A 14,701-nucleotide genomic window follows, 5' to 3' on the forward strand; every position below is an offset into this window, starting at 1 on the left:
GCTTGACGCTTCTGCGAGATCATCTACGATTGAAACATAGGGAAGAATGATCTGTAGCTGTCACCATCGCATCATTCCTATTCTGTTAAAGGGTGTCCACTTTCTTGACAGAGGTCCATGGGTTCCGCTAACTGCCGAAAAAGCAGGTCAAATTTACTGAAATTCAGGCAAATAGCGAACCTCATGTCCGCCAACCATTCAAATAGAGAGCGAAATTTGATAGAATAACGGATCTCATGACCGCATACCGCTCGTGGCAGGATCTGTGCCAGCGTCACGGTTCTCGACATCTATTAAGTTTTCTTAAAATAAAAAAGCTAAATTCTCCTCCTACTGGAATTGAATTTAGCTTTTATTCTGTTTCAGCTTTGTATAATATTCATTTCTTACTTCCGGTTTCATACGTGGACAACGATAGCAATATTTATCAGATGATTTATAAGCAAGACAGCAAGTCGGCTTCGTATATAGGGGCTTATCTTCCGCCGGGTTAGGAATTTCCAAACATCGAAAAGAAAAAGGAGTTCTTTTTTCACCAAATACTTCTGCCTCAGTGCTTGAAGTAATCAGCTCCCAGTCCTCTTCCATAATGCTTCGTATGTTAGCTGTTTCTGTTACCTTTGCAAGACCAATAAAATAAGGTAAAGCATGATACAGCTGCCCCCACACTTCTTTTGAGCGAATGCCGCTATGTGCTGAGAAGGTGTGAAAAAGAGGGGTCACATGCAGCTCATAAAATTGACGGAGAACATTCTGCCGATCTTTTCTCGTATAACTTATTTCTCTTGAAAGAGAAGGTACAGAAAATTCAAATATCAATTCACCAATACCTGGTTTTTCCACAAGAAACACCTGCACGCCGTTAATAGATGGGTCAAATTGATAACCTTTTGCCAGCGCCCAGTGTACAAAAGCAATATATCGACTGTATCTATTTGCCCAAAAAGTAACAATCATATCGTCTTCAGGTGCACTTATGGAATTTCCATAAAGGTCAAAGAAAGAATGTCTTTCATCCTCGTGGAGCCATTGATGAGGCGTGCCACTATATACGTGATCAGAGGGTGCTTCATGCCGGACAGAAAAAACATCATACATTTTCTGGTCTGCTCTTTGATCATAAATAACTGACATTGCTAAACCTTCGCCATCCGGACCGGCTCAGGAACAGCTTCGAGGTCCTGATCAATAAGATCATATGTCATACAAATAGGTTTACCTGTTCTCGGGTCAGTAACAACATGTGCGTCAACGCCAAACACTTTACGAAGTACAGACTTGCAAATTACTTCAGATGGAGTCCCGGAATGCTGCACCTTGCCGTTTTTCATTGCAATTAAATGATCAGAAAAACGGGCAGCGTGATTCAAATCGTGAATGACCAGAACAATCGTCCGTTGTTCCTTCTGATTAAGCTGCTGCAACAGCTCCAATATTTCAAGCTGGTGAGCCATATCAAGATATGTTGTTGGCTCATCAAGAAGCAATACATCAGTATCCTGTGCCAGAGCCATTGATATCCATGCACGCTGGCGCTGCCCGCCGGATAGTGCATTCAGAGGACGTTTGGCAAAATCAGCCATTCCTGTATCGGTTATGGCATTCTCTACTGCTTCCTTATCCTTGGAGGAAAGACGTCCGATTCCACGGCGATGTGGATATCTTCCAAAAGCAACAAGCTGTTCTACCGTAATGCTCTGTGGTATGTCAGGAGATTGAGCAAGAATAGCCATTTCTCTTGCTACATCCTTTGTCTTCATTTCAAAAATATTTCTTCCATTTAAGTATACGACTCCGCGGTCCGGTTGTAGTATTCTGGAAACCGCTTTTAATATTGTAGATTTGCCGCAGCCGTTCGGACCGATGATTGAAGTAATAACACCTTCTGGTACATCCACTGAGAAATCATCTATTATAGTATTATTATCATATGAAACTGTAATGTGCTGGGTGGAAAGCTTTGGCACTCCCGACACTCCTTTTACGTGTATCATCGTTAACATTGATAATCATTTTCATTTAAATTATAAATCTTTTTATTTCAATTATCAACCATCAAATTGAGATTATGTTTAATTTCTGATAGATCCGTTGAGATGGTTTATAAGTTGTGATACGTTTTCCATAGTGAATTATGTGGAGGGAAAAATCATGACACAAACTGAACTGAAGGAAAAACTTGACTATCTCAAGATGGATTATGTCCGTTTACAAGGCGACGTTGAAAAGCTGGAATCCATCGGTGGAAATGCAGATGCAGCCATAAAACAGATGGAAGAGATCGAAGAAGAAATACGCCTCGTTAACCAAAGGTTAAGAGCATAGGGAAAAGGGGCTGTATCATAACTGATACTCGCCCCTTTTGCATGGTAAAAAAAGCAGAGGACAAGTCCTGCGCTTTCCGTGGGCAGCGCTTCAGCTAACCGGGAGAAACCCGCGCCCGGTTAGCTGAAGCCGCTGTTCTTCCCACTGGAGTCTTCGGACTTGTCCCCTGCTATCTTCTATTTAGGATACTACTTTTTCTATAAAAAGGGGCTTTTGATGCATCCCCTTTTTTTGTTGGTAAATTATTTTTGTAAGGCTGACTCAAAATGAATAATCCCGGCAGAATAGGATTCAGTGCTGTCGGTCATATATATAACTACAAACACTGCCGCTATGATAATTAAACAGACAACTAACGTTCTTTGAAACACACTGTACTTCTCCCCTCACTATAAATCTCTCTTTATTTATTCTACCTAATTTTTAATGGTATTTGTGAAAAAAGTGAAATTTTTTTAATCTAATTTTAACATTTTTATAATAATTGAAATAAAGCAAAAATTTAACCAGCTGGAGTTATGATTCTTGAACATTCCCAAATGTTTCTCTGACTATTCGTCAGGGTATGCAGTGCACAAGTCAAGTTATTTAGGAGGCTCATTATGAGTGATATAGATAAATTATTTGAAAAAGGATTAATCCGCGGAAAAGCATTGGATAACCGATATGTAGTTGCTCCGATGACACGAGTGAGTGCAGAGGAAGATGGAATAGCGAACCAGAGGATGAAAGAGTATTATGAACGGTACGCTTATGGAGGTTTTTCAGCTGTAATTACAGAAGGAATTTACACAGATCAGAAGTACAGTCAGGGGTATGCATTTCAGCCAGGTATTGCCAATGAGGAGCAAAAAAAGGCGTGGGAACCAATCGTAAATGCGGTAAAGCGGAATGGAGCATTGTTTATAGCCCAACTTATGCATGCAGGGGCTCAATCTCAGGATAACCGCTTTGTTTCTCACACTGCTGCACCTTCTTCAATTAAACCGCCCGGTGAACAGCTCGCATTTTACCGTGGAGAAGGTGAGTTTCCTGAGCCGGTGGAACTGACATATCAGGAGATAAAGGAACTTAAAGAAGGATTCGTTCAAGCTGCTCTCAGGTCAAAGAATGCCGGCTTCGATGGCGTCGAACTCCACAGCGCCAACGGCTATGTACTCGATCAATTTTTAACTGAAGCAACAAATCAGAGAACCGATGGATATGGAGGAAGTCTAAGTGAACGACTTAAGCTGCTGTTAGAGATTATTGAAGAAGTCAGAGAAGCTGTTGGAGAAAAATTTATTGTCGGAGTCCGCATTTCGCAGGCAAAAGTCACGGATAGTGAATACAGATGGCCCGGCGGAGAAGAAGATGCCTCTGTTATTTTTTCAAGCCTTGGAAAAACCTCACTTGATTATATTCATACTACAGAAAATGACGGTACAGCACCCGGGTTTGGTGAAGGGACTCTGACAATGGCAGGGGCAGCCAAGCAATTCAGCGGTCTTCCGGTAATTGCCAATGGACAGCTTGCAGAACCTGATAAAGCTGCATATTTAATCACTAACAATGACGCCGATTTTATTGCATTAGGTACTGGCGCATTAGCCAATCCAGACGCACCAAACCTGATTAGAAAAAATAAACCACTACAGGAATTTGATTTCGAAAAAATTATGCTGCCTGTAGCATATATTAAAGATACGGAGCTGAAAGCAGCTCTAACAAAATAATTGCAGGAAGGCTTCTTCTAAAAACTTATGGAAGAAGCCTCAATTTCATATAATAATATTAATCATAGTTCCTTTCTTTGCAGACTCAAAAATATTATGACCTGGATAGTTAAGCCGTTTCCTTCTTGAATATCTCTCCATTTCATATATTTTTTTTCGTGTGTAATCAAAGGAACAAATACCGGTAAAATCCCCATTTATATGCAGCTCACATTTGTTGCCGCCTAAATATACAAGTTTAAGTGAATGACCATACAACCATGTATAATAAATCCCCCCCTGCATTCTTATCAAGACTCTCTCCTCCTATATCCCCTTTTTGTTCATTTTATAGAATTATTTATAATTATATAGTGTGAATTAATTGTTGAAACACGAGAAAATTATTCATTTTTCCTATATAACGAACATATACTGTTCTATATATAGTATATACTCTTATTTGCTCCGTTTTTCATTTTTTCAAAATCCTCATTTGTTTTATATAATGAACAAAATGAATGTAAAGGGAGGAGGAATATGATAGGGGAAAAAATTCGCATATATAGAAGAAAAAAAGGCATTTCACTGACTGAACTCTCCCGGCAGGCTAATATTTCTAAATCCTACCTCAGTTATATAGAACGTGATGTGAAACAAAACCCTTCTATTGATGTATTAATGAAAATTGCATCTGTATTAGGGATATCGATAGAAGATTTAATTGAAAACTCGGAAGAAAGCAATGAGGATGAAGAATTATTAGATGATGAATGGCTGGAACTCATAAGAGAAGCCATAAAAGCAGGAGTCACCAAGGAACAATTTAAAGAATTCCAAGAGTATGTAAAGTACGAAAATTGGTCAAAGAATAAAAGCCAGAGGAGAAATGACGAGGGAAAATTACGTAATGATAAGCACAGCAGGGGTAAAAAAAGACAATAAAGAGAATACTTCACTTGACTCAGATTGGATTCGTTTAATAAGTGAAGCAAAACAAATAGGATTGACACCTGAAGAAGTGCGGAATTTTCTTCAATCAGAACAAATTTAAAAAAACACTTTCCTGCGAAGAACGCGGGAAAGTGTTTTTATTGCTTGTTGCTTCTCCATTTATTAAATTCAAGAAATTCTTTAAATTGCTGTTTAGAAACTCCGGAGTCCATTGCCTCCTGGACGATCTTCAACCAGTCCTCATCAAGATTTTTTTCATCGACCTCCTGCTCCTCACGGATCAAAACATCAATGGATATATTTAAAACTTTTGAGATTTTTTCAAGAAACTGTACAGACGGGTTGGTTTGTATATTTCTTTCAATAGCGCTTAAATAAGATTTAGCCACCCCTGCCTGGTCAGCAAGTTCTGTAAGAGAAATTCCTTTTTCTTTTCTATATTTTTTTACGCGTTCACCTATCATCCTTTATGCTCCTTTGTCAGCTATTTCGATTTAATTATAACATATAACGAATCAAAGTAAGATATAGTGAACGCTATTTATTTATTCAAACAAAAAGCCACATATAGTGGCTGTAAAAAAAGGAAATGGAAATTATTGCGAAAATGAAAATTTAATTCTTCATTTCCTTTCTTAGGAACAATTTTATCTCTTCTACTGTCAAGCCTGCTGATTTCGCTTCTTTAATTAATTGTACCCATTCTTTGTCAAGCTTTGCCGGCACTAGCATGCTCATCAACCTCCCACCGCCTTAAAGGAATTTTCTCCCCAGGCAGTCCAGCCATCATAGTTTTAGAAACCTTAGACCTGTGACTTTGCGAAGCCGTTTTTCAACGGAGTTGCCTTTTTCTGGAGGTTGCTTGAAGAAATTGTTAAACTTATAATAACACTTTTATTTGCTATTGACTTCAATTTTACAAGCATAAAAGTAAAAATGTTGTCAGTAAATGCTTAAAAGAATAATTATTGTTTTACATTTTTTTACATCTATTTTTGATTAAAACCCAGTAGAGCCTTATTTTCTCCTGCCAGGACGGGAATTTTCTTCTTTACTAAGCTGATGTTCACTGGGGTTTCCAAGTAAGTTTCCCCATCTGCATCTATTTTCATCGGCTGTTCGGTTTCGATGGTAATTTCAGATGCGCGAAGATGGTCAATTTCACTTTGGTTTGGATCCCACGTAAACGGGGTTTTCGTTCCGAAAAACTCTTTAACAAGAGGCGCGCCTCCCTGGTTAACAATAAATATATCAAATTTTCCATCCTCAATGGATATATTATCTACGGGAAGGCGATTCGTACCGATAAAACGTCCGTTAGCAACAAGTATCATTACTCCCTTGCGCTGAAATGATTCTCCATCAGCCTGTAATGTAAAAGAAAAAGGCTCTGTCGTTCCAATCGTTTGTATAGCACTGATAAAATAACTTACTTTACCGAAAACACCTTTTAATTCTTCGTTAATATTTTCTGAAGTCTCGGCAATCATTCCTACTCCAAGAAAATTAACAAAATAATCATTGTTCATTTTACCTATGTCCACGTTCCTTACTTCCCCACTCATAAGGGTTTCTGCTGACCGACGCAGGTTTTGAGGAATAGCCAGCTCTCTTGAAAAGTCATTGCATGTTCCACCTGGCAGAATTGCCGCCACGGGGGGATTTTCAAGTGCTGCCAGACCGTTAAAGCACTCGTGTACAGTCCCGTCGCCTCCAAGAATAAAGAGAATGTCCACATCTTCAGTGAATCCCCTGCATATTTCTCCAGCATGGCCTTTATATTCCGTTTGTTTCAAGCTTAGTTCCTTGACATGAACTGCAATCGTACCTATAACTGCATCTAATACTTTTTGATTTACCGCCTGTTCTTGATTTCCGTTATATAATAGCAGCCCTTTCTCGTACATATCAGCCAATCCTTTTCTCATAAATTATGCTACTACATTATTTACCCAGATTACTAATTATTATAAACAAAAAGCCCCGCATGATAGCGAAGCTTTGATTAAATTACATATATTGTCGTTTCATTCTGATAAATTTTTCTGCAGACCTTATATGAACAGCTCGAAGCTCCCATGGATCTTTGGGAAAGTTTTTCTCAAGCCACCTCATTCCTTGGTATATAACTTTTTGATTTTTTTCACTGCTTCCATCCATCAGCATCCAGGACGACCTGTTGCCATCAGTAGCAGAAGAAATTCCGAGAAAAATATATACTCCGTTAATATAATTCTCTTCCACCAGTTGATAATTCCGAATTTCATGGAATACCTTCAGCATTTCGTCCATCACCGAAGGCAGGGAAAGAACATATTCCTTGGCACTCGAAAATTCAGTAAACTTAATGGACTTCCACCCGTTTTTAATCGTGAACAACAGCTCTTGATTATTAGTAATGCTGCCATCAACCATACCTTTTAAAAGGAAATTAAGCAGTTCCTGCACAGTGTCAAAAGCTGTGGCTGCGGAGCTGCAGGTGTGATGATAATTCTTCATAACACTGCCTCCTGTCTCATCTCATTAAAGCTTTAGTCTTCAAAAAAAGGACAGCCTCTGCACACTTCCTTCGATTGGCTCATCGAACGATATATGGAACACCAGGAACGTTTTGCATAACAAATTGGAATCGCTCGTTCTTTTGCTTTTTCTTTTAATTTTGTTGAGACATTATGGTTGATAAAATCTGTTAATACTAGAACGAGATCAACTTTGTCGGGTATTTCTTTATGAACCATTTTCACTTTTCGGCCGCTGATATGTAGAATGTTTTCAAATCCTGCTTCCTTCAGGCGTGCTGGGATAGCTCCAAGCCTGTCCGCCCCGACAATCAATAATGAATTCAATTTCTTCAGCCTCCAAACAAGAATGAAAATTATTCTCATTTACATTTTTAGTTTATTGAAAATCATTCTCAATGTCAATCTTTTTTTTGACTTTTAGACTTTACACACCGTATCAAACGAGTATGAATCTTTATGAAGTGCACACACTATTCGTAAAAGAGGTGTTGATCCATGCTTCATTTGTCTGAAATATCAGTTGGTGATAAGGTATATGTCATGTTTCGCAACCCTCACTCTCCTGATGTAGCAAACGTACATGAAACAATAGTGAGCGAGTCAGCTGAGACCGGAAATTTTTTTTTAACTGCAGATGGAGAAACTTATCCACTTGATGAGAGTTTCGCTCTTTTTTCATCACCGGAACAGGCTGAAGCAGCTTATGAATATTACTTTTCCGTCGATAATTAAATACATTCGAAAAGGGGATTTTGTTGTTGGTTATTATTAAACCATTTACTCCTCAACTGGTTTATATCGAACCAGGTGCATTAGAGTATGATCTCGGGAGAGAATTAAAAGAAAAATTTACGAAAATGGGTCTTGAGATCAAAGAAACTACTTCACACAATCAAATTCGTAATCTTCCAGGCAAAAATGACTTTCAAAAATACAGAATTGCTAAATCAACTCTCGTAGTCGGGGTTAGAAAAACTCTCACCTTTGATTCATCTAAACCATCTGCGGAATATGCAATTCCACTCGCCACAGGCTGTATGGGTCATTGTCATTATTGTTATCTGCAAACAACTATGGGCAGTAAACCATATATTAGAACTTATGTTAATGTAAATGAAATTCTTGCACAGGCAGATAAATATACCAATGCGCGAGCACCTGAAATTACTCGCTTTGAAGCCTCTTGTACTTCTGACATTGTCGGTATTGACCATTTGACACACACTTTAAAAAGATCGATTGAGCATATTGGTAAAACAAAGTACGGGCGGCTTCGTTTTGTTACGAAGTTCCATCATGTTGATCACTTACTTGATGCTGAGCATAATAACCACACCCGTTTTCGATTTAGTGTGAATGCTGATTACATTATTAAACAGTTTGAACCTGGAACTTCTCCACTGGACCAGCGGTTGGAGGCCGCTGCAAAAGTTGCTGAAGCAGGTTACCCTCTGGGCTTCATTGTAGCTCCTATATATTTATATTCAGGGTGGGAAGATGGCTATAAGGTTCTTTTCGAAAAACTTCACCAGAAGCTTCCGCAGACTGGTCGTTCCGGTCTGACCTTTGAATTTATTCAGCACCGTTTTACAAAACCAGCTAAAAAAGTAATTGCTAAAAACTACCCAATGACAAAGCTGGAGCTGAATGAGGAAAAAAGAAAATATAAATGGGGACGCTATGGGATAGGAAAATACGTTTATCAAACAGATGAACAAGAGATCATGAAAAATACGTTAAGAAGTTATATGGACAAATATTTCCCCAATGCTGAACTGGAATATTTCACTTAAGTAATCCCGTTATGTTTGCAAATGAGAAAAGGAAGGAATATTCTCCGTGAGAATGAATGAAGGAGGATATTTGATGCCACTGACAAATCAAAAGATCCAGTTAGCAGAAAGGCCATCCGGGCTGCCCAGTAAAGATACTTTTCATTTCGCGGACATTCCAATAGACGATCCAAAACTTGGAGAAGTACTAGTCAAAACGCTTTATGTATCTGTCGATCCTTATATGAGGGGACGGATGGAAAATGTTAAATCATATGTAGAACCTTTTGAACTACATGAGCCTATAAATGGCGGAGTAATCGGTGAAGTCGTGAAATCACATGCTGAAAAATTTCAGGAAGGGGATATTATCACTGGAAATCTCCCCTGGCAGCACTATTCGATCGCTTCAGAGGTTGAAGTACGGTCGATTGACCCTGAAGCAGCTCCCTTAACAGCCCACCTTGGAATTCTAGGCATGCCAGGTTTGACTGCTTATTTTGGCATGACAGATATCGGAAGTCCAAAAGAAGGAGAAACTGTGGTCGTTTCCGGAGGAGCTGGAGCGGTCGGTTCAGCTGCCGGCCAGATTGCCAAAATCTCCGGAGCCCGCGTTGTAGGAATCGCAGGCAGCAACGAGAAAACAGCTTTGATGAGAGAATTAGGTTTTGATGAGACGATTAATTACCGTACAGAAAAAAAGATGTCAGAAGCTATTAAACGAACGTGCCCAAATGGAGTGGATGTTTACTTTGATAACGTTGGAGGTGAGATTTCTGACGTTGTTCTGAACCGCCTGAATACGTTTGCGCGGATCGTGCAGTGCGGGGCGATTGCCTCTTACAATGTAGAAGGAGAAGATATCGGTCCGCGGGTCCAGACGAAATTAATTAAATCAAGTGCTTTAATGAAAGGATTTATTGTTGCAGATTATGCAAGTCGATTTCAGGAAGGTGCCCGCCAGCTTGGTCAATGGCTGAATGAAGGAAAATTAAAGTATGAGGAAACAATCGTTGAGGGCTTTGAAAATATACCGGATGCATTTCTTGGATTGTTTAGAGGAGAAAACACAGGCAAACAAATAGTTAAAACAGCCGAAACAGAGCACAACAGCTAAAATCTGTTAAATGGCAAGTTTTTAGATTGTTATTAAATCGGGGCAATATCAAAAGACTTTTCAAAAAATTCACTCCCCCCACTCTGGTGGTTCAATTCACACCAAAACAAGTTATGGGGCTGTATTATAAATGATACTCCCCCCTTTTGAATGGTAAAAAAAGCAGTGGACAAGTCCTTCGCTTTCCGTGGGCAGCGCTTCAGCTAACCGGGCGAAACCCGCGCCCGGCGGATCTTCAGCCGCTGCTCTTCCCACAGGAGTCTTCGGACTTGTCCCCTGCTATCTTCTATTTAGGATGCTACTTTTTCTATAAAAAGGGGCTTTTGCTACAGCCCCATTATTTTTTGGGAGAATGTCAACTGTTTATTAACCTTTTGATACTGCCCTGGTTGTTACCTATGAGTTTTCATACTATGCTCCGTCAAAACGCTGCGCTTTCCACGGGCACGGCTCATGTCTCTCCATCAGAAAGAACACTGCCTGTGGAGTCTTGAGACTCGTGCTGTCCCTCGACGCACAGGACGTGGCCGCATTTAATCGACCAGGAGTCTCGCATTTTGACTACGCAAATGACCTGATTTCTCATTCAAAGAAAATAATATTCGTCTTTCCAGAGGCTATTTTTATTTGTCCCAGCCACTCCAATGTCACGCTGTTGGTGTATATTCTTCGATTGAAGAACGGAAGGCGGCGACTCCAGGTGGTTTTCTGTGCACATGAAAATGGAGTAAGGATTGAACTCATTCTCACTCCATTTTCTCATTGTAAAGGACTTTCGACACAGCCCCGTTAAAAAGTAGTACAGTCGACAACCGGTGAAAACGGAGGGTGCAGCAGCTTTTTTAATCCTTCCTTTCATGTGATGGTGGTCCCAGGCTGACCACAGTATCTCCCGGTTCAGGTTTGATATTATTTATTTCTGCGGTAAAGAACTCAATTTTGCCAGATTGCTTTAATACAAATAATAGCAGAGAATGACCATTTCGCTCTTTTTTATACTGTTCAAATGTAAAAATCTTAGATAATTTTGTTTTTCTTAGAACATAGCCTTTGTCGAGCTTTCGATTCAACTCTTCAAACGTCTCTCCCTTTTTGAATAACACCCTGCCGCCAATACGTTGAACAAGATCGTCAGGATGATCCTTTTCCGGGTCGTGCCAGCTTAACTGAAATAAATCATTTCTCCCAATCTCCGGCACGAATGTTGTACAGACTAAAGAATTATAGGAATCCCGATCTGTTGCCGCGATCAAGTGTTCATAAGGGGTCATATCAAGATAATACTCCGTTTGTTCTGATAATATCTCTCCCCTGTAATAAGGGATGGATGCACTACGCGCTGTAAATAAATGCTCGAAAGAGGAATCTGTAATCATTACAGGAACCTTCAGCTGTTTAAATACTTTAGCAAGCTCTGTGCTGAACCTGCTTCCTCCAACAATTATAACTCCTGGCTTCCCATCCATTGATAACCCCAGTTTTTTCGCCATAGGACCAATCGTAAATCCGTGAGCTAAAACCGTGGCAAACACGAGGCCGAATGTAAGAGGTGTCACAATAGATGCACCAGGATAACCTGCTTCAGCAAGTACATTTGCAAAATATCCGGCTACGGTCAAGGCTACAATTCCACGTGGAGCTATCCAGCCAATTAACGCTTTTTCTTTCATGGAAAGCTCAGTATTAAAAGTTGATAACCAAATCGACAGCGGCCTCACAATAAATAACATCAGTGCAACATAAGCAAGGATATTTGGTGTAAAAATCTGCATTAAAGTTTCTCTTTCAAGAGAAGCCGTCAGCATTATAAAAATCCCTGAAATTAAGAGGATCGATATATTTTCTTTGAAATGTCTCATATCACTTAAAGATGCTATATGCATATTAGCAAGTGTCATCCCCATTGCCGTTACCGCAAGCAGGCCCGTTTCATGCATAACTTCATCGGCAAGGGTGAAGCAGGCAATGACAACTGCAAACACAATCGGAGATTTTAAAAACTCTGGAACATATCCGTGCTTAAACATCCAGCCAATTCCCAGTCCACAGCCCCAGCCAACGATTACAGCAAAAACAGAGGCAAGCAGGAATAGGAGAAGTACTTCGATTGTAATTGTCTCTACTGTTAAAAATTGAATGATCTCGAAAGCAAATACAGCGAGCAGCGCCCCAAATGGGTCTACAACAATACCTTCCCATTTTAAAATTGCTGCAGGACGAGGTTTTAATTTCGCCTGCCTGAGCATCGGGAGAATTACTGTCGGCCCGGTTACTATAAACAATCCACCTATTACAAAGGAAACCGCCCACGAAAGTCCAGCGATATAAAAGGCTGTTAAAGAACCAAGTATCCAGGCAATAAAGGCTCCGAGAGTAATAATCCGGTAGACAGATTTACCAAGGCCGCGAATCTCGCGAAAATCAAGATTCAGACTACCTTCAAATAATATAATTGCCACTGCCATGGAAATGATGGGCTGAAAAAGATCCCCAAAATCTTCTTCGGGATTCATGAAACCAAGAATTGGTCCAATTAACAGTCCTGCTACAGACATCACAACGATCGCCGGTAAGCGAAACCGCCAGGCCAGCCACTGAGAGCCGATACCGACCGCTCCGATCAGCATAAGGTGAGACAATAATGAGTCAAACATATTCAAAGTCCTTTCTTTTTCTTTATGAATAGTCACTGCTCACCCGGTTTTCTCCACTCCAATGGATTTGGTGAGATATAATTCAATCAAATAATCATCTTATCACGACTCACCCATTATGAAAAAAGAAATATCTTTGGATTCCTTTGTTCTACACTTTATACTGATGGTAAGCGCAAAGGAGGTATATTATGAATCTGAATTATACAATTTCTGATACCGACGGCTCTTCCCATGTGTTAAATCAATTAATGCATGATGAAAAAACTTTACTTATATTTGTTCGTCATCCCGGATGACCTATCTGCCGGGAGTACCTTGCGCAGTTGCGCGAGAATGCAGATAGTATTCAAAAACAGAACATTCACATCAGAATAATTTTCCCTGCTCCTTATTCTCTTGTTGGATCCTTTGAGCAGGCTTTCGGCCCGTATCCTTTTCCCCTCTATGCCGATCCTGATCGAAAGGCTTTCCGTGGGATGGGTCACGATACAGCTAATAAAGCTAAGCTTCTTGCGAAGGCTGCCGGCGGAATTTTAAGCGGTCGAGTCAAAGATTTTATTCCTAAAGATCCTTCTAAAAAGAAAGTAACCCTCCAGTCTATGAAAACGACGGATGTTTACATTCAGGGAGGCACATGGCTTTTCAATGAAAATAATGAAGATATATGGACCCACCTTGATGACTCCCCGGAAAATCATGCATCCATCAGCCAAATTATTAACGTTATTAATAATCGCTTTTAAGAATAGCTCAGCTTAAAGAAAACGGACGACGGGTTAAACCCTCATCGTCCGTTTTCTTTAATTATTTATCAGCTGGACGCTGACCTTCACATCCAGAGTCTGCTGCCCTCCACGATACATTCCTTGAAATGGGCTGACATCTGCATAGTCCCTTCCTGTGCCAACCCTTATATGCTGTTCAAGCGCCTCTACATTGTTGGTCGGATCCAGTCCGGCCCAGCCTATACCGGGCATCATTACCTCTACCCAGGCATGGGTGGCAGAATCACCTACAAGGGCCGAGTTCTCACCTACATACAGGTAACCGCTGACATAACGCGCGGGGATTCCTCTCGCTCTTAATGCGCCAAGCATAATATGAGTATAGTCCTGGCAGACACCTTTTCTCAGTGGAAATGCTTCATGTGCTTTGGTCATTACATTTGTGGCTGAGCCATCATAATAAATCTGTTCATGCAGCCAGCGCATCAGTTCAATGGAAAACTCTATTGGATTTTCAATATCTCCAATCTGCTTCAGTATATCTTCATATTGATTTTTATATAAGAACGTGAACGGCGTGTCGTTTAGAAACGATAAATAATGGTTGCGAAACATTTCTGAATAAAAAATTTCCTTCATCTCGGGAGAAAATTTCACCATCCTTAAAAAGGGGCTTTTTTGAATACTGACAGTGGATGTCGTTTTCACTTCAAGTGAACTGTGTTTTTCTGCAATGAAAAATGTTTCTACGTGATTTCCCCAGATGTCAGTATGCTCTTTCGTCAAAGTGGAAGGTGTCAATTCCGAACGGTATTCTAATAAGCGCTGGCATTCATCAGATCGAGGCTTCAACCTAATTTCATTCATGCTTTGATCTACTGGGTTATCATAGTAGAATGTATTGATATGTTCAATGTTATATTTCATGGCTCCTT

Annotated in this window: 19 protein-coding genes and 1 riboswitch; of the genes, 8 read left to right on the forward strand and 11 right to left on the reverse strand. The window is 40.1% G+C overall.

The genetic code is table 11. From position 1 onward, the window contains the following. Positions 1 to 345: 345 nt before the first annotated feature. Both ACE4RR_RS18390 and ACE4RR_RS18395 read right to left on the reverse strand, forming a co-directional pair. Positions 346 to 1,134, reverse strand: a complete 789-nt coding sequence (locus ACE4RR_RS18390) for a hypothetical protein (protein WP_375536913.1) — start codon at positions 1,132 to 1,134, stop codon at positions 346 to 348. Between the two features lie 2 nt (positions 1,135 to 1,136). Further along, positions 1,137 to 1,967, reverse strand: a complete 831-nt coding sequence (locus ACE4RR_RS18395) for an ABC transporter ATP-binding protein (RefSeq protein WP_375536914.1) — start codon at positions 1,965 to 1,967, stop codon at positions 1,137 to 1,139. 184 nt (positions 1,968 to 2,151) lie between these two features. Here ACE4RR_RS18395 and ACE4RR_RS18400 point away from each other — a divergent pair, with 184 nt between their 5' ends. After that, positions 2,152 to 2,325: an SE1832 family protein gene (locus ACE4RR_RS18400; RefSeq protein ID WP_375536915.1), complete on the forward strand. Its 174-nt coding sequence runs from the start codon at positions 2,152 to 2,154 to the stop codon at positions 2,323 to 2,325. A gap of 242 nt (positions 2,326 to 2,567) precedes the next feature. On the opposite strand, the gene ACE4RR_RS18405 is transcribed toward ACE4RR_RS18400, so the two are convergent. Continuing rightward, positions 2,568 to 2,696 (reverse strand): hypothetical protein, encoded by a 129-nt coding sequence (locus ACE4RR_RS18405; protein WP_375536916.1) that lies wholly within the window; start codon positions 2,694 to 2,696, stop codon positions 2,568 to 2,570. A 231-nt stretch (positions 2,697 to 2,927) separates the two neighbouring features. On the opposite strand from ACE4RR_RS18405, the gene ACE4RR_RS18410 reads away from it, so the two are divergent. Then, the gene (locus ACE4RR_RS18410; RefSeq protein WP_375536917.1) at positions 2,928 to 4,040 is read left to right on the forward strand and encodes an oxidoreductase; all 1,113 of its coding nucleotides are present in this window, start codon (positions 2,928 to 2,930) and stop codon (positions 4,038 to 4,040) included. Between the two features lie 45 nt (positions 4,041 to 4,085). Here the strand turns inward: ACE4RR_RS18410 and ACE4RR_RS18415 are convergent, their stop codons facing one another. Further along, a complete protein-coding gene (locus ACE4RR_RS18415; protein WP_375536918.1) occupies positions 4,086 to 4,334 on the reverse strand; it encodes a hypothetical protein in 249 nt (82 codons plus the stop codon). A gap of 225 nt (positions 4,335 to 4,559) precedes the next feature. Between ACE4RR_RS18415 and ACE4RR_RS18420 the strand changes: the two genes are divergently transcribed. Beyond that, positions 4,560 to 4,964: a helix-turn-helix domain-containing protein gene (locus ACE4RR_RS18420; RefSeq protein WP_375536919.1), complete on the forward strand. Its 405-nt coding sequence runs from the start codon at positions 4,560 to 4,562 to the stop codon at positions 4,962 to 4,964. After that, entirely contained in the window at positions 4,930 to 5,073 is a 144-nt protein-coding gene (locus tag ACE4RR_RS18425; protein WP_375536920.1) for an anti-repressor SinI family protein, read from the forward strand. Before ACE4RR_RS18420 ends, ACE4RR_RS18425 begins: the two co-directional genes overlap by 35 nt. 37 nt (positions 5,074 to 5,110) lie before the next feature. Here the strand turns inward: ACE4RR_RS18425 and ACE4RR_RS18430 are convergent, their stop codons facing one another. The 5 genes from ACE4RR_RS18430 to ACE4RR_RS18450 form a co-directional block, all read right to left on the reverse strand. After that, positions 5,111 to 5,437, reverse strand: coding sequence for a helix-turn-helix domain-containing protein (locus ACE4RR_RS18430; protein WP_375536921.1), 327 nt, complete (start codon positions 5,435 to 5,437; stop codon positions 5,111 to 5,113). 151 nt (positions 5,438 to 5,588) lie between these two features. Beyond that, the gene (locus ACE4RR_RS18435; RefSeq protein WP_375536922.1) at positions 5,589 to 5,711 is read right to left on the reverse strand and encodes an anti-repressor SinI family protein; all 123 of its coding nucleotides are present in this window, start codon (positions 5,709 to 5,711) and stop codon (positions 5,589 to 5,591) included. 32 nt (positions 5,712 to 5,743) lie between these two features. Then, a riboswitch (cyclic di-GMP riboswitch) is annotated at positions 5,744 to 5,829 on the reverse strand. A gap of 133 nt (positions 5,830 to 5,962) precedes the next feature. Next, complete coding sequence (locus ACE4RR_RS18440; protein WP_375536923.1) at positions 5,963 to 6,880, reverse strand: diacylglycerol/lipid kinase family protein; 918 nt, start codon at positions 6,878 to 6,880, stop codon at positions 5,963 to 5,965. 103 nt (positions 6,881 to 6,983) lie between these two features. After that, positions 6,984 to 7,472, reverse strand: a complete 489-nt coding sequence (locus tag ACE4RR_RS18445) for a hypothetical protein (RefSeq protein ID WP_375536924.1) — start codon at positions 7,470 to 7,472, stop codon at positions 6,984 to 6,986. A gap of 32 nt (positions 7,473 to 7,504) precedes the next feature. Continuing rightward, positions 7,505 to 7,819, reverse strand: a complete 315-nt coding sequence (locus tag ACE4RR_RS18450; protein WP_375536925.1) for a DUF2325 domain-containing protein — start codon at positions 7,817 to 7,819, stop codon at positions 7,505 to 7,507. 171 nt (positions 7,820 to 7,990) lie between these two features. Here ACE4RR_RS18450 and ACE4RR_RS18455 point away from each other — a divergent pair, with 171 nt between their 5' ends. From ACE4RR_RS18455 to ACE4RR_RS18465, 3 genes are all read left to right on the forward strand, one after another. Then, positions 7,991 to 8,227 (forward strand): transcriptional regulator SplA domain-containing protein, encoded by a 237-nt coding sequence (locus tag ACE4RR_RS18455; RefSeq protein WP_375536926.1) that lies wholly within the window; start codon positions 7,991 to 7,993, stop codon positions 8,225 to 8,227. 32 nt (positions 8,228 to 8,259) lie between these two features. Beyond that, positions 8,260 to 9,288 carry a spore photoproduct lyase gene (splB, locus tag ACE4RR_RS18460; protein ID WP_375536965.1) on the forward strand — a complete coding sequence of 343 codons (1,029 nt, stop codon included), beginning with the start codon at positions 8,260 to 8,262 and terminating at the stop codon, positions 9,286 to 9,288. 73 nt (positions 9,289 to 9,361) lie between these two features. Continuing rightward, a complete protein-coding gene (locus ACE4RR_RS18465; protein WP_375536927.1) occupies positions 9,362 to 10,384 on the forward strand; it encodes an NADP-dependent oxidoreductase in 1,023 nt (340 codons plus the stop codon). Positions 10,385 to 11,226: 842 nt separating this feature from the next. On the opposite strand, the gene ACE4RR_RS18470 is transcribed toward ACE4RR_RS18465, so the two are convergent. Next, positions 11,227 to 13,038: a cation:proton antiporter gene (locus ACE4RR_RS18470; RefSeq protein WP_375536928.1), complete on the reverse strand. Its 1,812-nt coding sequence runs from the start codon at positions 13,036 to 13,038 to the stop codon at positions 11,227 to 11,229. Positions 13,039 to 13,364: 326 nt separating this feature from the next. Between ACE4RR_RS18470 and ACE4RR_RS18475 the strand changes: the two genes are divergently transcribed. Beyond that, entirely contained in the window at positions 13,365 to 13,784 is a 420-nt protein-coding gene (locus tag ACE4RR_RS18475) for a peroxiredoxin-like family protein (RefSeq protein WP_375536929.1), read from the forward strand. A gap of 57 nt (positions 13,785 to 13,841) precedes the next feature. Here the strand turns inward: ACE4RR_RS18475 and ACE4RR_RS18480 are convergent, their stop codons facing one another. Further along, positions 13,842 to 14,693 (reverse strand): transglutaminase family protein, encoded by an 852-nt coding sequence (locus ACE4RR_RS18480; RefSeq protein WP_375536930.1) that lies wholly within the window; start codon positions 14,691 to 14,693, stop codon positions 13,842 to 13,844. Positions 14,694 to 14,701 lie beyond the last annotated feature (8 nt).

The sequence above is a fragment of the Alteribacillus sp. HJP-4 genome (assembly GCF_042139015.1).
In the GTDB taxonomy this organism is placed as follows: Bacteria; Bacillota; Bacilli; order Bacillales; family Marinococcaceae; genus JBHIKY01.